Origin of the sequence: Actinomadura livida (assembly GCF_014648675.1) — a bacterium.
Taxonomy (GTDB): Bacteria; Actinomycetota; Actinomycetes; order Streptosporangiales; family Streptosporangiaceae; genus Spirillospora; species Spirillospora livida.
On record NZ_BMRO01000025.1, the window covers coordinates 36,722 to 58,216 of the forward strand.

A 21,495-nucleotide genomic window follows, 5' to 3' on the forward strand; every position below is an offset into this window, starting at 1 on the left:
GGGGCTGAGGGGAGGGGCTGAGGGGAGGGCTGAGGGGAGCGTGCGGGCGGGCCGGGTCAGCGCGGGAGCTTGACCACCGTCACGAAGAAGTCGTCGATCCGGCGGACCACGGAGATGAACCGGTCGAAGTCGACCGGCTTGGTGACGTAGGCGTTGGCGTGCAGGTTGTAGCTGCGCAGGATGTCCTCGTCGGCCTCCGACGTGGTGAGCACGACGACGGGGATGCGGCGCAGGTCGTCGTCGTGCTTGATCTCCTCCAGCACCTCCCGGCCGTCCTTGCGCGGCAGGTTGAGGTCGAGCAGGATCAGGTCGGGGCGCGGGGCCTCCGGGTACTCGCCCTCCCGGCGCAGGAAGTCCATGGCCTGCTCGCCGTCGTTGACGACGTGCAACGAGTTGTTGACCTTGTTGTGCTCGAACGCCTCGACGGTGAGCAGGACGTCGCCGGGGTCGTCCTCCACGAGCAGGACCTCGATCGGGTGCGGGCCGTCGTTCATTTATGTCCTCGCTCGTTGTTCGGTGTGCCGGCGGGTTCGCCGCCACCGGCGCCTTTGCCGCCACCGGTGTGTCCGTTGTGACCGGCGCCGCCGGAGGCCACGGCCACCGGTACGCGGTCGGCCGGCAGCGTCCAGTGGAACACGGTGCCGGGCTCGTCGCCGTTGCCGTCGGGGTCGAGCCAGATACGGCCCCCGTGGTACTCGACGATCTTCTTGCAGAGGGCCAGGCCGATGCCCGTGCCCGCGTACTCGTCGCGCGGGTGGAGCCGCTGGAAGATCAGGAAGATCCGGTCTGCGTAGCGTGGCTCGATGCCGATGCCGTTGTCGGCGCAGCTGAACTCCCACTCGTCCCCGGCGCGGCGGGCGTCGATGACGACGCGGGGCGGCACGCCCTCGCGGCGGAACTTGATCGCGTTGCCGACGAGGTTCTGGAAGAGCTGGGTGAGCTGGGTCCGGTCGCCGGACACCTCCGGCAGGTCGCCGACCTCGATCTCGGCGCCGGTCTCCTCCCGCAGCGTCTCCACGTTGTCCAGCGCGTGCCGGGCGACCTCGTTGAGGTCGACCGACTCCTCCGGCCGCGACATGCGGCCCACCCTGGAGAAGCTCAGCAGGTCGTTGATGAGCGCCTGCATGCGCTTCGCCCCGTCCACGGCGAACGCGATGTACTGCTGCCCGCGCTCGTCCAGCTGGTCCCCGTACCGGCGCTCGATCATCTGGCAGAAGCTCGCCACCTTGCGCAGCGGCTCCTGGAGGTCGTGGCTGGCGACGTAGGCGAACTGCTCCAGCTCGGCGTTGGAGCGGCGCAGCTCCTCGGTCTGCTCGTCGAGCTGCCGGGTCTTGTCGACGCTGGCCCGCCACTCGTCGATGATCCGGGTGCGCATCGCGTCGATGATCGCCGCGAGTTCGTTGATCTCCGCCGGTCCGGGCACGTCCAATGGATGCGCGAAGTCGCCCTGGGACACCGCGCGGACCCGTCCGGTCAGCGACGACACGGGGGTCAGCACGGTCCGGCGGATCAGCATGGCGAGGGCGAGCGCGGCCACCACGACCAGGGCGAGCGCGGCGCCCGTCGACCACATCGCCGTTCCCGCGCGGGAACGCAGCCGGTCGGCGGCCCGGTCGTGCACCCGGGTGACACTGGCCTGGAGCGGCGTGAGGTCGCCGCGCGCCCGGTTGAGCAGCCGCCGCGCCTCCCGGCCCTCCGCGCGGCCGATGCCCTCCCCGCCGGGACCGGCGGCGATCCGCTCGGCGTATCCGGTCCGCCATGCGTCCGCGTCGGCGCGGGTCCGGTCGAGGAGCCGGAAGACGTCGGCGCTGCCCGGCACCCCGGCCAGCAGCTCGCGCATCGTCTCGGCGGCCACCCTCTCCCGCTCGACCGCCGCCCGGTACTCGGCGAGGTGGGCCTCCCCGCCGTCCTGGGCGTAGTCGCGGATCGCCGCGTCCTGGGTGGTCAGCGCGGAGGAGAGCCGGAACTGCTGCAGCGCCGCCGGGTCGACCTGCTCGACGAGCACGTCGCGCGCCCGGTGGTTCTCGTACAGGGCCATCCCGGCCTGCACGAACGCGGCGAGCAGGAGCAGGCCGAGGACGAACGAGCCCAGCCGGTAGATCTGGACGAGCCGCAGCCGGCCCATCCCGTGCCCCTGGGGGACGTCCCCGGCGGGCAGCACGATCGCCGGCCCGGAGACTGTGATCTTCCGTCTCCGCTCCGCGTCCGGCGGCGCGTCGTGCTCGTGCTCGTGCTCGGGCGGGTTCGCGGTCATCAGGCATCCCCCCGGCTCAGCAGCAGGACGGCCAGGTCGTCGGCCAGGACATCGCCGTTCAGCCGCTCGGCCTCCGCGATGAGCCCGTCGACGAGTATCTCGCCGCGCCGCCCGTCCCCGTACGCGATCTTCGCCAGTTCCAGCAGCCCGGCCAGGTCGAGGTACTCGCCGCCGGCGGAGCCCTCGATCAGCCCGTCGGTGTAGAGCAGCAGCCCCCACGAGTCGCCGAGTTCGAGGTCGAGGGCGGGCCAGTCCACGCCGGGGAACAGCCCGAGTGCGGGGCCGTGCGGCTGGTCGGGGACGGGCTCGACCCCGCCCGGGCCGAAGAACAGCGGGCGCGGATGCCCGGCGCGGTGCAGCCGGGCGCTGCGGCGGTCCGGGGCGATCGTCAGCGTGCACACCGTGGTGAAGATCTCATCGCTCCAGCGCTCGTGCTGCAGCACGGCGTCGAGCGTGTCGAGCAGCCGCCCCCCGGTGTGCCCGGCGAGGACGAGCGTGCGCCACGCCATGCGGAGCCTGACCCCGAGGGACGCCTCGTCCGCGCCGTGCCCGCTGACGTCGCCGATCACGACGTGGACCGCGCCGTCATCGGTCTCCACGGTGTCGTGGAAGTCGCCGCCGAGCAGCGCGCGGTCGCGTCCCGGCCGGTACCGGGTGTGGTGCCGCAGCGCCGTGTCCTTCAGGATCGGGACGGGCAGCAGGCCGCGTTCCAGCCGGGCGTTCTCCCGGCTGAGCGCCCGCGCCTCCACCAGCTGCCGCTCGGACTCGTCGGCGCGCTTGCGCTCGATGGCGTAGCTGATCGCCCGGGTGAGCAGGGCGCCGTCCACGTCCTGCTTGACCAGGTAGTCCTGCGCTCCGGCGGCGACGGCCTCCACCCCGACGTGCGCGTCGGCGAGGCCGGTCAGCACGAGGACGGCGATGGACGGCGCGTGCGCGCGCATCCGGCGCAGTGCGTCGAGCCCGTCCGCGTCCGGCAGCGACAGGTCGACGATCACGCACTGGATGTCGGGCCGCAGCGCGTCGATCGCCTCGGCGAGCGTGGTCGCGACGGTGATCCGCAGATCGGGCTGCGCCTCGCTCAGCAGCTCCTCGAACAGGAAGGCGTCGCCGGGGTCGTCCTCGACGAGTAGCAGGTGGGGGGAACCGGCCACACCGAGAAGTCGTTCCGCACCGCGACTGTGCATCGCGGTCATCGATCAGCTCCTTCGGCAGGGCAGAGCGACCGGACATCAGGCGGGTTAGTCGCTTGCCGTCGAGCAAATATTAGAGGTACTCAGGCGGCTTGATGCACCTCATCGACGGACGTATCACCCGAACCTACCGTTGGGGACTCAACGCTCCTTGTGCCGGGCGTAGTACCGGGCGACGCGCGCGCGGTTCCCGCAGCGTGCCGCCGAGCACCAGCGGCGGCGCGGATGCGCGGGCAGGAAGAGCAGCGTGCAGTCGTCGGCCGCGCAGGCCCGGACGCCGCCGATCGCCGGGTCGGCGAGGAACTCCGCGGCGTCCTCGGCGAGGTGCGCGGCGAGCCGCGCACCGTACCCGCCGGTGCGCCGGACGCTCGCCGTGACGGCCGTGCCGTCCCAGGCCAGGTGCTTGATCGCCGGTGCCCGCGACTGGGCGTCGTTGAGGCCGTCGAGCGCCTCGCCGGGCGGCCGCTCCCCCCTGCGCGCCCGGTCGACCGCGGCGGCGACATGGTCGCGGACGGCGTGGACCGCCGCGAGGTCCTCCTCGGTGAGCGGGCCGGTCCCCGGTTGCGGTACGCGGTCTCCCTGGAGGGCCAGCCAGGCGGCGAGCCCGTCCGGCGCGGCGATCAGGTCGCCGGTGGCCGGACGGGTGTTGACCAGGTCCAGCGCGAGCGGCTCCCCGGTCAGCGGTACGAGATCGCCCATAGGGGCTAATGCTACATCCGCTCATTGACACGTTAGACGGAACCGGGTTGTACTAATGCATCATCTGACCTAGGAGGCATGTGATGCCGCTCGCCCTGCCCGCCCGCACCGCACACCGGCACGTTGACGTGGACGGTGTCCGGATCTTCTACCGGGAGTCGCTGCCCGAGATCCCCGACGCGCCCGTGCTGCTCCTGCTGCACGGTTTCCCGTCCGCCTCGCACCAGTACCGGCGCCTGATCGACGTGCTGGGGGCCCGCTACCGGCTGATCGCCCCCGACTACCCGGGCTTCGGGCACAGCGACGTCCCCGAACCCGCGTCCACCGGCGGGACGTTCGACTACACCTTCGACGGGCTCGCCGACGTCATGGAGGGGTTCGTCCAGCGGCTGGGGCTCGACCGGTTCGTCATGTACGTCTTCGACTTCGGCGCGCCGGTCGGGTTCCGGCTGGCCCTGCGGCACCCGGAATGGATCGCGGGGCTGATCGTCCAGAACGGCAACGCCTACGAAGAGGGGCTCTCCCGGGAAGCGGCTGAATTCATCTCCCTGCGCCCGCACATGGAGGGCGCGGAGAAGGCGGTCCGCGATCTCCTGACACTGCCCTCGACACGGGCGCAGTACGAGGGCGGCACCCGCGACCCCGAAATGATCGCCCCCGACGGCTGGACGCTGGACCAGCATTTCCTGGACCTGCCCGGCCGGACGAGGCCCCAGATAGACCTCGCCTTCGACTACATCTCGAACGTGGAGCGGTACCCGGAATGGCAGGAGTGGCTGCGCGAGCACGCCCCGCCGGCCCTCATCGTCTGGGGCCGCGACGACGTGTTCTTCCCCGAACCCGGTGCGCACGCCTACCTGCGCGACCTTCCGGACGCCGAGCTGCACGTCTTCGACACCGGCCATTTCGCGCTGGAGGACGGGCTCCGCGAGATCGCCCCGCTGATCGCCGCCTTCCTCGACGGCGTCGCCGCCGGTTCACACGGCGCGTAACGATGGCCGTCCCCGCGCCACTACCTGGTGACGTGAACATCCGGACGGACGGAGGCGCAGGCGGTGGCAGACCAGGCCCCTGAGGGACGAACGGGCGGTGCGCGTGACTCCCGATGAGAAGCGCTTCACCGCGATCTACGACGCCTGCCGCCAGCACGTGTGGGCCTACGCGGTCAGCCGCGCCGGGCGGCAGGTCGCGGACGAGGTGGTGAGCGAGACCTTCGCGGTCGCGTGGCGGCGCCTGGCCGACGTCCCGGACCCGGCGCTGCCGTGGCTGCTCGGCGTCGCGCGCAACGTCCTGCGCGACAGCCACCGCGCGGACGTGCGGCGCGAGTCGTTCGCGTACGAAGTCGGGCGGTGGACGGCGCGTCCCGCGGGAGACATCGCCGAGGACGTGGCGGAACGGCTCGCGGTCCTGCGCGCGATGGCGACGCTGCCGGAGGGCGACAGGGAGATCCTGATCCTCGTCGCCTGGCACGGGCTGGCCCCCCGCGACGCCGCCAAGGTCGTCGGATGCTCGCCCGCCGCGCTGCGAGTCCGGCTGCACCGGGCGAGGCGACGGCTCCTCCGCGCGGCGGACACCGCCCCGGGGGAGACAGGCCAGGGGGAGACGGGCCAAAGAGAGAAGCAACAGGGCGCCCGACCCGGGACACGTCCGCAGGTGGGAATCATCGGTGAGGAGATGTCATGAACGACGTGCTGCGGACCCTGAGCGAGGCACGCCCCGACGAACTGAATCCGGACGCCCCGGTCGGCCACGACGTCCGGCGGATGGAACTGGCACGCGCCATGACCGCGGGCGACGACACGGCCGCCCGCGGGAAGCGCCGCCGTGTCCGCCCGGTGTGGGCCCTGGGCCTCGCCGGGGCGGTGGCGGCCGGCGCGCTGGTCGCGGTGACGGTGATCCCGGCCGGGACCGGACCCGCCGGCGACCCCGGCGGCGGGCAGGCTGTCGACGCGAAGACCGTCCTGCTCGCCGCCGCCGAGAGGGCGGACGGGCAGCCCGACACCGTCCGCGCGTACTGGTACCGGGTCCTGGTCGCGTCGCACACCCACACGGTGGGGAGCGCCGGAGCCCGCTACACCATTGTGACCAGGGAACGGGAGGAGAGTTGGATGCCGAGTGAGCCGGGCGTCAAGGCGTGGAGCCGGCACCGGTACCTGGGCGCGAAGCCCGCGACGGAGGCGGACGCCGAGGCGTGGCGGCGCGCCGGGTCGCCCCGCCGCTTCGAGGTCGCTCTGCCGATCGCGCCGGGCAGCAAGATCGCGAAGCCGCGCACCGTGTTCGAGGCCGGGGCCGGTCCCGTGCGGAGCGTGCGAGGAACGCCGATGGTGGACGGGAACAAGATCTACTGGATCGGCCACAACGTGACCATGCGGGAAGTGCAGTCGCTGCCGGCCGACCCGGAACGGCTGAAGGCCGAGCTGATGCGCTGGTACGACGGCCGCGGCACCGAGGGCGGCGGCCCGGCGCGGGCCGAAATGTGGCTCTACAACGTCGCGCAGGGGCTCGTGATGGAACTGCCGGTGCGGCCGCGGGTCCGGGCAGCCGCCTTCCGGATGCTGGCGGGGCTGCCGTCGGTGAAGTCCCTCGGCAGGGTGCGTGACCCGCGGGGCAGGGCGGGGGACGCCGTCGCGGTGGACCGGAAGACGCCCGGCGGCGTGGTCCGGCACCGAATGATCATCGATTCGTCCACCGGGACCGCGCTGGCCACGGAGAACATCATGCTGAACCCGAAGGACGGGAAAGGCGGCCCGGCCGGGCGGGCAATGAGCTCGGTCGTCACGCTCACCGCGGAATGGACGGACTCGGGCCCGCGGTAACGGCCCCGGAGTTCGGGACGGCAAGGGGCGGCGCCCACCGGGTGCCGTCCCTTTCGGGGCGTCCCGGCGATGTTTTGCGACCGGTCTGTGATCAGGCGCTTCGGGGGGTGTGGCGGGCGGCTTTCTGGGCGGCTCTCCGCTGGGCCGCGTTGGCCCTGGCGCGGTTCAGGCTTTCCCTGACCTTGGCGGCGCCGCGCGCGGCGGTAACGGTGTCCTTGGCGCGGCCGGCGTAAACCGCGAGGACCTCCGCGACGGGCGGCGGCTGCCATTCCTCCTTCTGGACGATGGGCAGCAGCGGGACGGCGGTGGCGGCGGAGTTTCCAGGCACGGGGACGAGCGCGAGAAGCGATTGGCAGTGCGGGCACTGCGCCCCCGGATGGGTGTCTCTGCTCATACCACAAATCATTACCCAGGCGTCTGACAAAACAGCCCCGCATTCCCCGGCGGGAAAGGTTATGCCCGCCCGCCGCGCCGCAGCCAAGATCGCCTGGGCGCGCCCCCGCCACTGGCGGGCCGCCGAGGCAGGGCGCATCCGCCCAGGTCAACCCCGGTCACCTCAAGCAGCGCAGCGTCGGTACGCAGCAGCGACGTGAGCCGGACGCCCGCCGGCGGCCACGACGGTTCCATGACCCCCGGGATCGGCTCGGACAGCGAACGCACCGATGCCGTCCCCGTGAAGGCGGCGTCCTCCAGGTCCAGTTCCGCGTACCGGAGCCCGAACTCGGCGTCACCGTGGACGGTCGCCCCGCGCGCCGTGACGTGCCGTGCCGCCGCGTGGACGTGCAGTCCGCCGTGCACGACGGCGTCCGCCAGCGAGATCCCCCCGATCGCGACCAGCGGCCCCAGCCGCAGCCCCCGCCGGAACTTCGCCCGCTCGAACCGCGCGTACCGCGCCACCCGCACACGCCGGAACGAGGCGGCCCCACCGAAGGCCGCCGCCTGCATCCCCGCATCCCGCCCGAACGCGGCGTGGTCAAAGGAGACCGAGCCCACGAACGCCGCGTGCCGGAACGACACATCGACGTGCCAGCGCGCCCCGCTGAACACCGCCTCCCCGACGGACACCGTCTCCTCGAACGAGGCATGCCGATGGAAACGCGCCCCCTGGAAGGAGGCGTCCCGCGCGAACCGCACGTCCCGGAACGAGGCGTTGCCGAAGAACCGCGCGTCATGAAACGAAGCGACCCCGAGAAAGCAGGCCCCGTCGAACGAACTGTCCCCCTCCACACAGAAGCCCCGCAGCGCGGCATCAGAAGGCAGCACGGCCCCATCGAACCGAGTACGCCCAAGATGAGGCCGCCCGTCAGGCCCGGTAACGGCATCGAGCACGGCCTCAAGCAGCCAAGAGGGAACGGTGACACCCCGCAGATCGACCTCGGCCCCAGGGCGCAGCGCCCCCATGAACCGCTCGAACCCACGAGGACTCAGATGCGCCGGACACCCCCCGTCCGGCTCCACGGCACGCCCCGTGCACCCGGCAACAGCCGAACACCGAGCCCAGAACAAGGAGGCGGGAGACGTTTCACGAGGGACCACGCCCCCCTTGTGCCCACGCCCCCACCCCCATAAGGCTCCCCCCACAGCCACGATCCACTGCCCCCGCTTCCTTGGACGGTGCTACCCGCGCTACTCCGAACGGTGAGGGGATCCGCACCCGACCGACGACCCGCGTGATCATCAGCACGGGTCGTGCGGCCGGAGGCGCCCAGCGCCGGAGGCCGCACGACCCGACGCTCGGCGCGCCGTTTCACGAGACGCGGAGCGGATCGGGAAACGGTGCGCCGAGCGCAACGGGGGGTTCCAGGGGGGTCGCCCCCCTGGGAAATAAAGAGTGATCTGCCGGAACCCAGGGCATGATCGGGGTGTCTGATAGTTCGGCGAATCAGCCGAGTTCGACCATCGTTCACCTGGTACAGGGGAAAATCACTGGTATGACCGTCGACCCAGGACAGCTTCCCCAGCGGGCCGAAGCGCTGCCCGATGACCGCTTCCTCGATCGGGAGGAGAGCTGGCTCCGGTTCAACCAGCGCGTCCTGGAACTTGCCGAGGATCCCGGCCTGCCGCTGCTGGAGCGGGTCCGCTTCCTGTCGATCTTCTCCAGCAACCTGGACGAGTTCTTCATGGTGCGGGTCGCCGGTCTCGCGCGCCGGATGGCGACGGGGCTGGCGGTGCAGTCCGCCAGCGGGCGGCAGCCCCGCGAGGTCCTGGAGCGCACCGGTGTGGTCGCGCACGAGCTGATGGGCCGGCACGCCGCCTGCTTCCGCCATGTGGTGCGTCCGGCGCTCGGTGAGGAGGGCATCGACATCCTGCGGTGGGACGAGCTGGCCGAGACGGAGCAGGAGAGCCTGCGGCGGCTGTTCCGCGACCGGATCTATCCCGTGCTGACCCCGCTCGTGGTGGACTCCGCGCACCCGTTCCCCTACATCTCGGGCCTGTCGCTGAACCTCGCGGTGATCGTCCGCGACCCGGAGACGGACGCGACGATGTTCGCCCGGGTGAAGGTGCCGCCGCTGCTGCCGCGCTTCATCGAGGCGTCCGCGGACCGGTTCACGCCGCTGGAGGACGTGATCGCCGCGCATCTCGGCCAGCTGTTCGTCGGGATGGAGGTCGTCGAGCACCACGCGTTCCGCGTCACCCGCAACCAGGACCTGGAGATCGACGACGACATCAGCGAGGGGCTGCTGCAGGCGCTGGAGCGGGAGCTGCTGCGCCGCCGGTTCGGCCCGGTGGTCCGGCTGGAGGTCGAGGAGTCGATCTCCGACGGCGTGCTGGACCTGCTGACGTCGGAGCTGGCGGTGGACGAGGGCCAGATCTACCGCGTCGTCGGCCCCCTCGACCTCGGTGGCCTCGCGGCCATCGCCGACCTCGACCGCCCGGAGTTGAAGTACCCCCCTTTCGTCCCGTCGAAGGAGGCGGTTCCGGAGGACGCGAACATCTTCTCCGCGATCCGTGAGCGGGACGTGCTCGTCCACCACCCGTACGACTCGTTCACCACGACCGTCCAGCGGCTGATCGAGGACGCGGCGACGGACCCGCGCGTCCTCGCGATCAAGCAGACGCTGTACCGGACGAGCGGCGACTCCCCGATCGTGGACGCGCTGATGAGCGCCGCCGAGGCCGGCAAGCAGGTCGTGGTGGTGGTCGAGCTGAAGGCCCGGTTCGACGAGCGCGCCAACATCGCGTGGGCGCGGAAGCTGGAGACGGCCGGCTGCCACGTCGTGTACGGGTTCGTCGGGTTGAAGACCCACTGCAAGCTCGCGCTGATCGTCCGGCAGGACTCCGACGGCCAGCTGCGGCGCTACTGCCACATCGGCACCGGCAACTACCACCCGAAGACGGCCCGGCTCTACGAGGACTTCGGGCTGCTGACCGCGGACGCCGAGGTCGGCGAGGACGTCAGCGCCCTGTTCAACCACCTCACGGGCTACTCGCGGCAGAGCTCCTACCACCGGCTGCTCGTCGCGCCGAACAGCCTGCGGCCGGGGCTCGTCCAGCGGATCGAGCACGAGATCGACAACTGGCGGGCCGGGCATTCCGCGCGCATCCGCGTCAAGTGCAACTCGCTGGTCGACGAGGTGGTCATCGACGCGCTGTACCGGGCGTCCCGCGCGGGGGTGCCGGTGGACGTCTGGGTCCGCGGCATCTGCGCGCTGCGTCCGGGCGTGCCGGGGCTGTCGGACAACATCCGGGTGCGGAGCGTCCTCGGCCGGTTCCTGGAGCACTCCCGGGTGTTCGCGTTCGAGAACGGCGGCGAGCCCGAGGTGTGGATCGGCAGCGCCGACCTCATGCACCGCAACCTCGACCGCCGCGTGGAGGCGCTCGTCACCGTCACCGACCGGGCGCAGCGCGACGAGCTGCTGTCGCTCATCGACCTGGCCATGGACGACGGCACCGACGCGTGGGCGCTCGCCGGCGACGGCACGTGGACGCGGCTGGCGGCCGGGCCGGGTGAGACGCTGCGCGACATCCAGACGCATCTGGTCAAGAGCCGCCGGTGGAGGACGGTCGATGCCTGAGAGTTCCGATCCGGCGGGTGCCGAGGTCGTCCGGGCGGCCGGTGCGCTGCTGTGGCGGGACGGCCCGGAGTTCGCGGTGGTCCACCGTCCCCGCTACGACGACTGGTCGTTCCCGAAGGGGAAGCTCGACCGGGGCGAGCACGTGCTGCGGGCCGCGGTCCGCGAGATCGAGGAGGAGACGGGCATCGTCGCCCGGCTCGGCCGCCGGCTGCCGACCAGCACCTATCCGGTCGGCGGGCGCACCAAGCAGGTCGACTACTGGGCCGCGCGCCCGGTCACGTCGGGCACGCTCGCGCCCAACGACGAGGTGGACGAGCTGGCCTGGCTGCCCGCCGAGGAGGTCGAGGCCAGGCTGAGCTACGAGCACGACGTCGCCCTGCTCCACGACTTCCTCGGCGGCCCGCTGGACACCTCGCCGCTGGTGATCCTGCGGCACGCGTCCGCCGGGGAGAAGGCGGAGTGGCGCGACGCGGACGAGCTGCGCCCGCTGGACGCCGCGGGCCGCGCCGAGGCCGCCGACCTCGCGGCCCTGCTGCACGCCTACGGGCCCGCGCGGCTGATCAGCTCGGCGACGGCCCGCTGCCTGGAGACCGTCCTGCCGTACGCGCGCCGCACGGGCACGCAGATCGTCACCGACCCGGCGTTCACGGTCGGCGCCACCACCCCGGAGCAGGCGATGGACAGGCTGCTGTCCCTGGTGGACGACGGCGTCCCCACCATCGTGTGCACGCACGGCGAGGTCGTGTCCGAGCTCGTCACCGGCCTGTGCGCCAAGACGGGGGAGAAGGCGCCGGACGACCCGAGCCTGCGCAAGTCGGAGTTCTGGGCGGCGCACCTGGCCGGTGGTTCGATGCCGGCTCTGGAACGTCACACGCCTAGAACGATGGCCCCAGGGTCTGCGACCACGTAGTCGACAGGTGGTCCCGCGCGGCCAGGGCCTCGCACTGCTCCTTGCCGTAGAGGACGCCCAGCGCGAACGCCTCCGCCGGGACCTTGGTGCGCTTGGCGGCCGTCCCCAGGTGCTCCATGGCGATCACGCCGTCCTGGTAGCCGCCGAGGACCTCCTGGATGCGCTTGGCGTCCTTGACCACCCGCTTCGCGGCGACGCCCAGCACCGGTACCGCGAGCTCCGCGGCGTACCGCGCGCGCTTCGCCGCCTTCCGGGTCTCGTGCCGCGCGACGTCGGGGTCGTCCGCGCTCTTGATCGACGCGTAGTCCTTGGCCATCCGGTCCCACGCCCGCGTGACGAGGAGGGGCAGCTCCTTGCGGGCCTTGCGATCCGCGGCGCCCGCCAGCGGCGGGTCGAGGATCAGCCGGTCGAGCTCGTCGAGGAGCTTGAAGTACCTCGGCTCCCGCAGGCTCGCGTTCATCCGCCGGTACGCGGCCTTCTCCCGCTTCTCCAGGTCCTCGACCACGAACGCGGGCGCCTCCGCGAAGCGCATCCGCAGCACCTCCAGGTCGCGGACCTCGCCGAGGACGGCGGCCAGCCAGCGCAGCTCCGGCCCCAGCGGCACGGTCCGCTCCGCGTCGAGGACGGGCCGGTAGCTGCGCAGGGCGCTCCGCGTCCGCCGCACGGCGACGCGCATCTTGTGGACGGCGTCCTCTTCCTCCAGCCGCGCCTTCGGGTCGTACGTCGCGATGGCCTCGACCTGCTCGGCGAGGTACGCCAGGACGACCTCGCCGGTCGTGATGCCCGGCCCCTTGCCGTTGGACGTCGCCGCCGCGATCCGCGACCGCGCCGCGGCGCGGGCGGCCGCCGCCTGCGCCGGGACGACGGCCTCACCGAGCAGCCGCCCCAGCTTGGACGACGACTTGCCCTTCTTCGCGCCGACCTTCCGCAGCCGCTTGCCCGCCGCCTTCAGCAGCTCGGGCGTGCCGCCCTTCAGCTCGACCTCGATCTCCCGCCACCGCTCGGGCTCGGCGTCCGGCCCGCAGCCCGTGACCAGGTCGTCGGCGACCTCCGCCAGCTCCGCCCCGTCCGCGGCGAGCAGCCGGACGACCGTCCTCCTGGTCTCCAGCGTCGCGACCGGCCGCAGCTCCGCGCCCCGCGTGTACGCGGCGACCAGCCCGGCCAGCCGCGCCGGGACGACCAGCGGCCGGCCCAGCGGCGCCCGCATCTCCTGCTTGCTGTCCGTCCCGGCCGGCATCTTCAGATGCCAGCCGGCGTCCGTCCCGCCCCGCCGGCGCCGCAGCGTGATCCCGTGCGCCGCCAGCCGCAGGTCGGCGGTGTCGAAGTAGCTCGCGTGCAGTTCGTGGACCTCGGGCTCCCCGGCCGACGCGACGCCCGGCAGCCCGTCCAGCTCCGGCAGGACGAAGTCCGCGGCGGCATCGTACTTCTGCTCGATCTCGAGATGCCTCTCGGCCACGCTCTGCTCCTCAACGACGACGCGACAGGGCGCACACCCCCAGAGGTCCAGCATTCCACGCTTAGCCGATCAACAACAGAAATCCCCAGGTCAACCTCACACGCATCCAAATCCCCCACGCCTACGGCCCTCGGCCGATCGGGTCAGTTGTCCTGGAGGTGGTATTTCATGCCCATGTGGGAGGGGCGGAAGCCGATCTTCTGGTAGAAGCGGATGGCCTCGGGGCGCTGGCGGTCGGTGGTGAGCTGGACGACGCGGCAGCCGCGGGCGCGGGCCCGGTCGATGGCCCAGTTGATCATGTCCTGGCCGAGTCCGATGCCGCGGTGGTCGGAGGCGACGCGGACGCCCTCGATCTGGGCCCGCTCGCCGCCGGTGTAGGTCAGGCCGGGGATGTAGGTCAGCTGGAGGGTCCCGGCCACGGCGCCGGCCACCTCCGCGACGATCACCTGGTTGTTGGGGTCCTTCTCGATCGCGGTGAAGGCGGCGAAGTACGCCTCCGGTATCTCGTCGCCCGGTGTTTCGCGGGTGGCGCCGAGGGGATCGTCCGCGAGAAGCCGGACGATCTGCGGCAGATCGGCCACCGTAGCCTCGCGGAAGGTCACTTCTTGATCACGCTTCACGCCTAACAGGGTATCCGGACGCTAACTTGCAACGTCCACGCACGTCTTGTAGTACTACGACTTGTAGTACTACGCTGAGTGGGACCACCCCGACGAGCCGAACTGCCGGTGGTCTCTTCGCCGCGCAGGGAGATGCCATGAATCATGACGAGAACGAGGAGCACTGGAGCGACCACGCCATCTGTCGCGGTGCCGATCCGGACCTGTTCTTCCCCATCGGTTACTCGGTACCGGTGCTCCAGGCGCAGGAGGAGGCCGCCAAGGCCATCTGCGCGAACTGCCCCGTGAAGGCCGAGTGCCTCGCGTGGGCGCTGCGGGTCGGCGAGCCCGACGGGATCTGGGGAGGGACGACGCCGGAGGAGCGCCGCTACCTGCGCCGCACCGCGGACGCCCCGGCGCGACGCCCGCTGCCCGTCATCGTCGTCCGCGGAGACGCCTCCGAGTCGGAGCACGCGTCCGCCGCCTAGGAGCGCTGCTTAGGGGATGAGGGCCACCTTGCCCACGACGCGCCGGTTCAGCAGGTCGTCGATGACCTGGGCCGTCGAGGCGAGGGGCTCGGTACGGGGGGCTACGGGGGCCAGGTCGCCCTTGGCGACCATGGCGAGAAGCTCGTCCAGCAGACGACGTTGTTCCAGGGGATGCGTCATCGACCAGGCGCCCCAGTCGACGCCGACGATCGTGCGGTTGCGCAGGAGGACCTGGTTGAGCGGGAGGGACGGGATGTCCCCCGACGCGAAGCCGATCACGATGTAGCGGCCGCCTTCGCGGAGTGCGCGCAGCGCGGGTCCGGCGAGGGCGCCGCCGACCGGGTCGTAGACGGCGTCCACCCCGCCGTCCGACCATTCGCGGGCGGCGGCCTTGATGTCGTCGGCGCTGCTCAGCGCGGCCTCGGCGCCGGCGAGGCGGGCGGCCTCCTGCTTGGCCGGCGTGGACGCGACCGCGAGCACCCGGGCGCCGAGGGCCGTCGCCACCTGGATCGCGGCCAGCCCGACACCGCCGCCGGCGCCGAGGACGAGGAGCGTCTCGTCGCGGCGCAGGGCGGCCCGGTCGCGGAGGGCGAACAGCGCGGTGCTGTAGCTCTGGGTGAAGGTGGCGGCGCGGGGGAAGTCCAGCCCGTCCGGGATCGGGACGGCCGCGGCGGCGGGCACGGCCACGTGCGTCGCGAAACCGCCCAGCCCGCACATCGCGAGGACCCGCTCCCCGGTCGGGAGCGTGCCCGCGACCTCGCTGCCCGGGACGAACGGCAGCGGCGGCTTGATCTGGTACCGCCCGTGGACGAAGAGGGCGTCCACGTAGTTCACTCCGGCGGCCGCCACGGTGACGAGCACCTGGCCGGGCCCGGGGGCGGGCGGCTCGGTCTCCCGGACGGCGACGGAGCCGAGTTCCTCACAGATCGCTGCGCGCATCCGTCCAATATGCCGGAACGGTGCCGGGCGCCGGGTCCGGGGGGCCGGGCACAATCCGGGCATAACGTTCGTTGACTTTGCAGGGTCGAGATTTACGGTGGCTGATATGAGCTATGTCCCCGAACGGCAGAGGTCCGAAGGGCTCGCCAAGCACGGCGTCCGCGCGCTGTCCTCGGCGGTCCTGATCGGTTCCGTCACCGCGGTGATGTGGGTGCTGGAAGCGGTCGACTACACGATGAACGGCTGGCTGGACCGGTTCGGCGTCCAGCCGCGGAACGTGAACGACCTTCCGGACATCTTCACCGCGCCGTTCATGCACGGCGGGTTCGGGCACCTGATGGCGAACACCGTCCCGTTCCTGATCCTCGGGTTCATCGCGGCCGCGCGGGGCATCGCCAAGTTCCTGGCCATGAGCCTGATCGTCGTCGTGGTCGGCGGGCTCGGGGTGTGGTTCACCAGCTCCGCCAACACGCTCGGGTCCAGCATCCTGATCTTCGGCTTCTTCGGCTACCTGGTGGGGCGCGGCATCTTCGAGCGGCGCCTGCTCGACATCGGGATCGCCATCGCGGTCGTCGCCGTCTACGGGACGATGCTGTTCGGCGTCATCCCCGGCGAGCCCGGCATCTCCTGGCAGGGCCACCTGTTCGGGCTGATCGGCGGCGTCCTCGGCGCCTGGTTCCTGCGTAGAAGCTGAACGATCCGGCCCGGCTCAGGTGGGCCGGACGGTGACGTCGGCCACGACCGCGTCGCGGGGCGTCTCCAGTGCCGCGACCAGGACCCGCGCCACGGTCGCGGGCGCCGCGAAGTCGTCCTCGGCGTAGGTCCCGCCCTCCTGGGCGCGCACCTTCCGCTGCATCTCGGTGGCCGTCCGCCCCGGGTAGACGGTCGTGACCCGCAGGGACGGCTCCTCGGCGCGCAGCGAGTCGGCCAGGGCGCGCAGGCCGAACTTGCTCGCCGCGTACGCCGACCACTGCGGGTTGGCGCGCAGCCCGGCGGTCGAGTTCACGAAGACGACGTGCCCCTCGGCGGCGCGCAGCGCGGGCAGCAGCAGGCGGGTCAGCTCCGCCGCGGACACCAGGTTGACCGAGATGTGCTCGATCCACTCGTCCGCCTCGGTGTCCGCGACCCGCCCGAGGTGCACCATGCCCGCGGCGTGGACGACGCCGTCCAGCCGCGCGGGCATCCCGGCCATGGCCAGCGACGCCTCGATGCGGCGCGGCTCCCGCAGGTCCAGCGGGATTGTGGTGATGGCCGCGCTCCGCGACGCCGGCGGCACCGCGCCCGGGTTGATGACCTGCGTCGGGGCGTTCGCGCCGCCGCGCAGCGCCGCCTCCAGCTTGGCCAGCCGCTCCGGTGAGCGGCCGGTCAGGACGAGGTCGTGCCCGCGTTCGCGGAGCAGCTCGGCCACCGCCGTCCCGATGCCGCCGGTCGCCCCCGTGATCACATACGTCCCCATGGCCGTCCATTCTGATCGATCCCCTACCTGGGTGGACGCCCGGGGCGGCCCCCCGGTTCGGGGCCGGGCCGGTACGCCGGTGCTCAGTTCGGGTTCTGGGTCGGGCGCAGCACCCGCGCGGCGCCCGCGATGAGCGCGGTGGCGAGCACCCAGCCCGTCGTGACCAGCCCGTACGCCACCCATCGGGACCAGTTCACGGCGTCGTAGGACAGCTGCTGCCCGAACGTGTCGAGCGGGATCAGCAGGTCGAGGCTGTAGATCAGCGCGTGGAAGTCGGGGAGCTCGTCCTTCGGCTTGACCGGGCGCGGATGCTCGATCGAGAACACCGTCGTGCCGATCGCGAGCAGCGCCGCGAACCACGCGAACGCCAGCCAGGGCCGGTGGCCGAACCCGACCGTCCAGTCCAGCAGGTGGTTCCACGCCTTGGCGACCGGGTTCAGCATCCCGCGGCGCGCGCGGAGCTTGGCGACCTGCACCTTCCGGGCGAGGTCGTCGTGGCCGGTGCCGTGGTACCAGGACGCGAGCTGCTCGTACGGCTGGAGGTGGAACTCCTTGTCCCGGGAGACCCAGTCGAGGCGGTCCTTGAACTCGGCGCCGCGCAGCGTCTCGTACGTCATGCCGTTCAGGTACAGCTCGTCCGGCCAGACGGACGGGTGGTCCATGATCAGCTCGATGCGGGAGTACGACAGCGACACCCGGCCCTTGATCTTCTCCTCCGGCCAGAGCAGCAGCTCGTCGGCCTGGATGTGGCTGGCGTGCAGCGCCATCCGCTCGGGGTCGCCGGAGTCGAGCTTCGCCCGGGAGAACGACAGGATGCCGTTGTAGCGGCCGCTGCGCAGCCGCAGGGTGCCGATCGAGGTGAACCCGCGGCTGAACTCGGCGGCGTCCTCCACGACCATGTTCTGGGCGTCCAGCGCGATGCGGCCGGGGTTGCTGAGCGTCGTGCCCTCCATGAACAGGCCGCCGTTCATCCGGGCCCCGACGAAGCGCACGCCGCCGCTGATCTGCGCGTTGCGGATGAAGGTGCCGACTTCCACGACGAGGCCGCCGCTGAACAGCGCCCACTTGTCCGGGTCGGACGCGGTGATCGTCGTGCCGTTCATCCGCAGGCCCCCGGCGAGCTGCGCCCGCGGCAGCCGGACCTCGCCCTCGATCTCCGACCCGGACAGGCTGAGGTAGCCGTCCGCGCGCAGGCCGCCGCCGTCGAAGCCCGGCATCCGGCAGTCGGCGAAGCGCATCTCCCGGGTCGCGGCGTTGGAGAAGTCGGGCTCCTCCACCAGCCGGCACTTCTCCAGCCGGAGCTCGTACTCGACCGAGCCGCCCGAGACGTCCATCGTCCCCGTGATGTAGGCGCCGCGCAGCCGCACGGCCGCCACCATGCCGGGACGCGGCTCCTCGGCGCCGAGCAGCAGCCGGGTGATGATCTCGGCGCGGACCATGCGGTCGGGGAGCGGGCCGGCGGGCCGGTCGTCGCCGAGGACGACGGTCGCGCCGGTGGGGAACGCGGCCCAGAGGCGCCGTTCCGCGTCGTTGAGTCCGGGGGGCTGGGGCACGGAACCTCTTTCTACGCGGAGATCCCCTCCGCGATCAACACCGCGGAGGGGATCCCGTCATCGGACGGACGGGGGCCTAGAAGAAGCCCCTGCGGCGTCCGGCGTCCTGCAGGAAGCCGTCGAGCTGCTGCTCCCAGTTGGTGTGCTCGATGCTCGCGTAGTCGACGGTGAAGCGGCTGAACGCGTCGCGCCCCTCGGTGAACACGCCGCCGCGCTTGTCGAGCTCCAGGATGACCTCCATGGACTGGGGGTACGCGACGAACGTGACCTCCAGCTCCTTGATCCCCCGGGCGTACTGGCTCGGCGGGTAGAACTCGATCTCCTGGTAGAACGGCAGCTCCTGGTGCACGCCCCAGATGCGGCCCTTCTCGCAGTCGGCGCCGTGGAACCGGAAGCCGAGGTTGGAGAACGCGGCGAGGATGCGCTCCTGCGCGGGCAGGGGGTGCACGGCGATCGGGTCGAGGTCGCCCGGGTCGAGCGCCCCCGCGACCTCCAACTCGGTCGCGACGCCGACCGTGGTGCCGCGCAGCGGCTGCCCGTACATGTGGGTCAGCGGCGCCTCCCACGGGATGGGCATCTGGAACGGGACGCTGTGCCGGGCGCCCTCCTGCAGCGTGAAACCGCCGGCCACCGGCAGCTTGGCGTACTCGAGGTTCGAGCTGTACTCGTTGTCGCCGGACTCCACCTCGACCCTGGTGCGCAGGGCGAGGTTCACCGCTTTGATGTCGGAGTTGTACTGGCCGCCGATGATGGTGATCTCACCCGTGACGACGCCCCCCGGCGTCGTGTTCGGGTTGTGCAGAACCGTTTCGATCGACGGGCCGCCGATGCCTACCGCCTGACGCAACTTCTTGAAGACCAAGGTCCGTCCCTCCCGTGTCCGAGCGCGCTCCCGAGCGCTCTTTCCGTCCCATAGACGCTGTCACGGGACATTACGTTCCGGGAAGGCGGCGTGACCTGCGAATCGCTCGGTTGCCCCGGCTTCAGTGGCCGCCGCCGCCCGCCAGGTTGAGGCCGACGACCCCGATGATGATGAACCCGAGCGCGATGATCTTGGCGGCGGACACCTCGTCGCCCATGACCAGCATGCCGAGCGCCGCCGTGCCGACCGCGCCGATGCCGACCCACACCGCGTACGCGGTGCTCACGTCGAGGGTTTTCAGGGCGAGGCTGAGCAGGCCGAAACTGGTCACGGCGAAGAAGAGGAAGCCGGCGGACGGCAGAACCTCGGTGAAGCCCTTGCTTGCCTTGAGGCACAGGGCCATCGCGACCTCGAAGAGACCGGCGACGATGAGAAGGATCCAGGCCATGGTGTTCTACTCCCGGAAGACGAGACGGCATTGCCAGCGCCGTCTTCGCCCACCGGGTACGGCGCACCTCGTCCGGGAGGACCAAGGCCCTCACCACCAAGAACGCGACCGCCCACCCCCCTGTTCCCGCCCCGGCTCCGTTGACTTGCGGCGTGTTGTTGTTATGAGGCCCGCCATAACAACAACACGCCGCAAGTCGACGGATTAGGAGCGGCCGAGTGCGCGGTACTCCCAGCCCGCCTTCCGCCACCGCGCCGCGTCCAGGGCGTGGCGGCCGTCCACGATGCGTCTGTGGCCGACGACCTCGGCCAGCGCCTCCGGCTCGACCTCCCGGAAGACCGACCATTCGGTGAGCAGGACGACCACGTCCGCGTCCTCGGCGACCTCGAACGCGCCGTCGCCGTACCGCAGGTCGGGGAAGGCGCGGCGGGCGTTGCCGAGCGCCGCCGGGTCGTAGACGCGGACGTCGCCGCCGAGCCCGTGCAGGGTGTGCGCCACGTCCAGCGCGGGGGCGTCGCGGATGTCGTCGGAGTTCGGCTTGAACGCGGCGCCCCACGCGGCGATCCGCTTGCCGGCGACGGTGCCGCCGAGGACCTCGCGGACGAGGTCGACGGTGCGGGCGCGGCGGCGCCGGTTGATGTCGTCCACCTGGCGCAGGAACGACACGGCCTGGCCGACGCCGATCTCCTCGGCGCGGTGCGCGAACGCGCGGATGTCCTTCGGGAGGCAGCCGCCGCCGAAGCCGAGGCCGGGCCGCAGGAACTTGCCGCCGATGCGGTCGTCGAGGGCGAGGGAGTCGGCGAGGTCCTTGATGTCGGCGCCGACCGCCTCGCAGACCTCGGCCATCGCGTTGATGTAGGAGATCTTGGTGGCGAGGAAGGAGTTGGCGGCGACCTTGACCAGCTCGGCCGTGGCGAGGTCGGTGCGGATCACCGGGGTGCCCTGGTCGAGGACGGGTTTGAACGCCGCGCGCAGCCGCTCGTGCGCCCAGTCGGACGCGACGCCGAACACGAGCCGGTCGGGATGCATGGTGTCGTCGACACCGAAGCCCTCGCGGAGGAACTCGGGGTTCCACGCCAGCTCGACGTCGGTGCCCGCGGGCGCCAGGTCCTGGACGAGCCCGGTGAGCCGCTGCGCCGTCCCGACCGGCACGGTGGACTTGCCGACGACGAGGGAGCGGCGGCGCAGGTGCGGCGCGAGGGAGCGGACGGCGGACTCGACGTAGGACAGGTCGGCGGCGTCGGAACCCGGGAGCTGCGGCGTCCCGACGCACAGGAAGTGGACGTCGCCGAACTCGCCGGCCTCCGCGTGGGAGGTGGTGAACCGGAGGCGGCCGGAGTCGAGCGCCTTGGTGAGCAGCTCGGGCAGGCCGGGCTCGAAGATCGGGGCCTCGCCGGCCGCCAGCCGCTCGATCTTCTCCGGGTCGGCGTCCACGCCGAGGACCTCGAAGCCGAGGACGGCCATGCAGATCGCGTGCGTGGCGCCGAGATAGCCGGTTCCGATGACGGTCAGTCTCGGAGCGTCGGAATCCCCCTGTTCCATGCGCACCTCCCTTTGGATAGCGGTGTTCTCGCCCGACCGATCTTCCCACCGGTGCCCGCGGGGGCGGCGCCGGGTGCCGTGCCGCGGGTCCGTGCGCAGGTCGGGCCGTGTGAGTCAGCTCACGTGGGGCCCCGGACGTGATATCGATGTGGCCTGCTCCCCCGATTCGCGGTGTTTTAGGGGTGGTTGCCACTAGTTACTAGCGGGTAGCATGATGTTGAGTTACTAACCAGTACGATGCGCGGGGCCGGCCTGGCACCGCAGGAC

21 protein-coding genes and 1 riboswitch are annotated in these 21,495 nt (G+C 71.7%); of the genes, 7 read left to right on the forward strand and 14 right to left on the reverse strand.

From position 1 onward, the window contains the following. Window positions 1–56 precede the first annotated feature (56 nt). From IEZ03_RS35830 to IEZ03_RS35845, 4 genes are all read right to left on the reverse strand, one after another. Window positions 57–494: a response regulator gene (locus tag IEZ03_RS35830; RefSeq protein ID WP_184879293.1), complete on the reverse strand. Its 438-nt coding sequence runs from the start codon at window positions 492–494 to the stop codon at window positions 57–59. Next, window positions 491–2,254, reverse strand: coding sequence for a sensor histidine kinase (locus IEZ03_RS35835; protein ID WP_229808793.1), 1,764 nt, complete (start codon window positions 2,252–2,254; stop codon window positions 491–493). The genes IEZ03_RS35830 and IEZ03_RS35835 overlap by 4 nt, the downstream gene beginning before the upstream one ends. Beyond that, entirely contained in the window at window positions 2,254–3,447 is a 1,194-nt protein-coding gene (locus tag IEZ03_RS35840) for a PP2C family protein-serine/threonine phosphatase (protein WP_229808794.1), read from the reverse strand. Before IEZ03_RS35840 ends, IEZ03_RS35835 begins: the two co-directional genes overlap by 1 nt. Window positions 3,448–3,585: 138 nt before the next feature. Then, window positions 3,586–4,143 carry a CGNR zinc finger domain-containing protein gene (locus tag IEZ03_RS35845; RefSeq protein WP_184879296.1) on the reverse strand — a complete coding sequence of 186 codons (558 nt, stop codon included), beginning with the start codon at window positions 4,141–4,143 and terminating at the stop codon, window positions 3,586–3,588. 83 nt (window positions 4,144–4,226) lie between these two features. Between IEZ03_RS35845 and IEZ03_RS35850 the strand changes: the two genes are divergently transcribed. The 3 genes from IEZ03_RS35850 to IEZ03_RS35860 all read left to right on the forward strand — a co-directional run bounded on the left by IEZ03_RS35850 (window position 4,227) and on the right by IEZ03_RS35860 (window position 6,959). After that, on the forward strand, window positions 4,227–5,135 hold the full coding sequence (locus tag IEZ03_RS35850; RefSeq protein WP_184879299.1) for an alpha/beta fold hydrolase: 909 nt from the start codon (window positions 4,227–4,229) through the stop codon (window positions 5,133–5,135). A 103-nt stretch (window positions 5,136–5,238) separates the two neighbouring features. After that, window positions 5,239–5,826, forward strand: coding sequence for an RNA polymerase sigma factor (locus IEZ03_RS35855; protein WP_229808795.1), 588 nt, complete (start codon window positions 5,239–5,241; stop codon window positions 5,824–5,826). Continuing rightward, window positions 5,823–6,959 carry a CU044_5270 family protein gene (locus IEZ03_RS35860; protein WP_184879302.1) on the forward strand — a complete coding sequence of 379 codons (1,137 nt, stop codon included), beginning with the start codon at window positions 5,823–5,825 and terminating at the stop codon, window positions 6,957–6,959. The genes IEZ03_RS35855 and IEZ03_RS35860 overlap by 4 nt, the downstream gene beginning before the upstream one ends. A gap of 91 nt (window positions 6,960–7,050) precedes the next feature. On the opposite strand, the gene IEZ03_RS35865 is transcribed toward IEZ03_RS35860, so the two are convergent. Beyond that, window positions 7,051–7,353, reverse strand: coding sequence for a hypothetical protein (locus IEZ03_RS35865; protein WP_165966234.1), 303 nt, complete (start codon window positions 7,351–7,353; stop codon window positions 7,051–7,053). 59 nt (window positions 7,354–7,412) lie between these two features. Continuing rightward, window positions 7,413–8,222 carry a pentapeptide repeat-containing protein gene (locus IEZ03_RS35870; protein ID WP_184879305.1) on the reverse strand — a complete coding sequence of 270 codons (810 nt, stop codon included), beginning with the start codon at window positions 8,220–8,222 and terminating at the stop codon, window positions 7,413–7,415. 668 nt (window positions 8,223–8,890) lie between these two features. Here IEZ03_RS35870 and IEZ03_RS35875 point away from each other — a divergent pair. After that, window positions 8,891–10,975, forward strand: coding sequence for an RNA degradosome polyphosphate kinase (locus IEZ03_RS35875; RefSeq protein WP_184879308.1), 2,085 nt, complete (start codon window positions 8,891–8,893; stop codon window positions 10,973–10,975). Next, complete coding sequence (locus tag IEZ03_RS35880) at window positions 10,968–11,885, forward strand: NUDIX hydrolase (protein WP_184879311.1); 918 nt, start codon at window positions 10,968–10,970, stop codon at window positions 11,883–11,885. Before IEZ03_RS35875 ends, IEZ03_RS35880 begins: the two co-directional genes overlap by 8 nt. On the opposite strand, the gene IEZ03_RS35885 is transcribed toward IEZ03_RS35880, so the two are convergent. Beyond that, window positions 11,851–13,341: a CYTH and CHAD domain-containing protein gene (locus tag IEZ03_RS35885; RefSeq protein WP_184879314.1), complete on the reverse strand. Its 1,491-nt coding sequence runs from the start codon at window positions 13,339–13,341 to the stop codon at window positions 11,851–11,853. The two genes, IEZ03_RS35880 and IEZ03_RS35885, sit on opposite strands and share 35 nt — an antisense overlap. A gap of 143 nt (window positions 13,342–13,484) precedes the next feature. Continuing rightward, window positions 13,485–13,943, reverse strand: a complete 459-nt coding sequence (locus tag IEZ03_RS35890; RefSeq protein WP_184890279.1) for a GNAT family N-acetyltransferase — start codon at window positions 13,941–13,943, stop codon at window positions 13,485–13,487. Window positions 13,944–14,098: 155 nt separating this feature from the next. Here IEZ03_RS35890 and IEZ03_RS35895 point away from each other — a divergent pair, with 155 nt between their 5' ends. Further along, window positions 14,099–14,428, forward strand: a complete 330-nt coding sequence (locus tag IEZ03_RS35895) for a WhiB family transcriptional regulator (RefSeq protein ID WP_131988018.1) — start codon at window positions 14,099–14,101, stop codon at window positions 14,426–14,428. A 9-nt stretch (window positions 14,429–14,437) separates the two neighbouring features. Here the strand turns inward: IEZ03_RS35895 and IEZ03_RS35900 are convergent, their stop codons facing one another. Continuing rightward, the gene (locus IEZ03_RS35900; RefSeq protein WP_184879317.1) at window positions 14,438–15,367 is read right to left on the reverse strand and encodes an NADPH:quinone oxidoreductase family protein; all 930 of its coding nucleotides are present in this window, start codon (window positions 15,365–15,367) and stop codon (window positions 14,438–14,440) included. A gap of 106 nt (window positions 15,368–15,473) precedes the next feature. Here IEZ03_RS35900 and IEZ03_RS35905 point away from each other — a divergent pair, with 106 nt between their 5' ends. Then, a complete protein-coding gene (locus IEZ03_RS35905) occupies window positions 15,474–16,061 on the forward strand; it encodes a rhomboid family intramembrane serine protease (protein ID WP_184879320.1) in 588 nt (195 codons plus the stop codon). 15 nt (window positions 16,062–16,076) lie between these two features. Here the strand turns inward: IEZ03_RS35905 and IEZ03_RS35910 are convergent, their stop codons facing one another. The 5 genes from IEZ03_RS35910 to IEZ03_RS35930 all read right to left on the reverse strand — a co-directional run bounded on the left by IEZ03_RS35910 (window position 16,077) and on the right by IEZ03_RS35930 (window position 21,228). After that, complete coding sequence (locus IEZ03_RS35910; protein ID WP_184879323.1) at window positions 16,077–16,823, reverse strand: SDR family oxidoreductase; 747 nt, start codon at window positions 16,821–16,823, stop codon at window positions 16,077–16,079. Between the two features lie 83 nt (window positions 16,824–16,906). Continuing rightward, window positions 16,907–18,376: a hypothetical protein gene (locus IEZ03_RS35915; RefSeq protein WP_184879325.1), complete on the reverse strand. Its 1,470-nt coding sequence runs from the start codon at window positions 18,374–18,376 to the stop codon at window positions 16,907–16,909. A 76-nt stretch (window positions 18,377–18,452) separates the two neighbouring features. Continuing rightward, window positions 18,453–19,238, reverse strand: a complete 786-nt coding sequence (locus IEZ03_RS35920; protein WP_184879328.1) for a sporulation protein — start codon at window positions 19,236–19,238, stop codon at window positions 18,453–18,455. Window positions 19,239–19,359: 121 nt separating this feature from the next. Continuing rightward, window positions 19,360–19,686, reverse strand: a complete 327-nt coding sequence (locus IEZ03_RS35925; protein ID WP_184879332.1) for a DMT family transporter — start codon at window positions 19,684–19,686, stop codon at window positions 19,360–19,362. Between the two features lie 33 nt (window positions 19,687–19,719). Continuing rightward, window positions 19,720–19,781: riboswitch (guanidine-III (ykkC-III) riboswitch) on the reverse strand. A 109-nt stretch (window positions 19,782–19,890) separates the two neighbouring features. Further along, complete coding sequence (locus tag IEZ03_RS35930) at window positions 19,891–21,228, reverse strand: UDP-glucose dehydrogenase family protein (protein WP_184879335.1); 1,338 nt, start codon at window positions 21,226–21,228, stop codon at window positions 19,891–19,893. Window positions 21,229–21,495 lie beyond the last annotated feature (267 nt).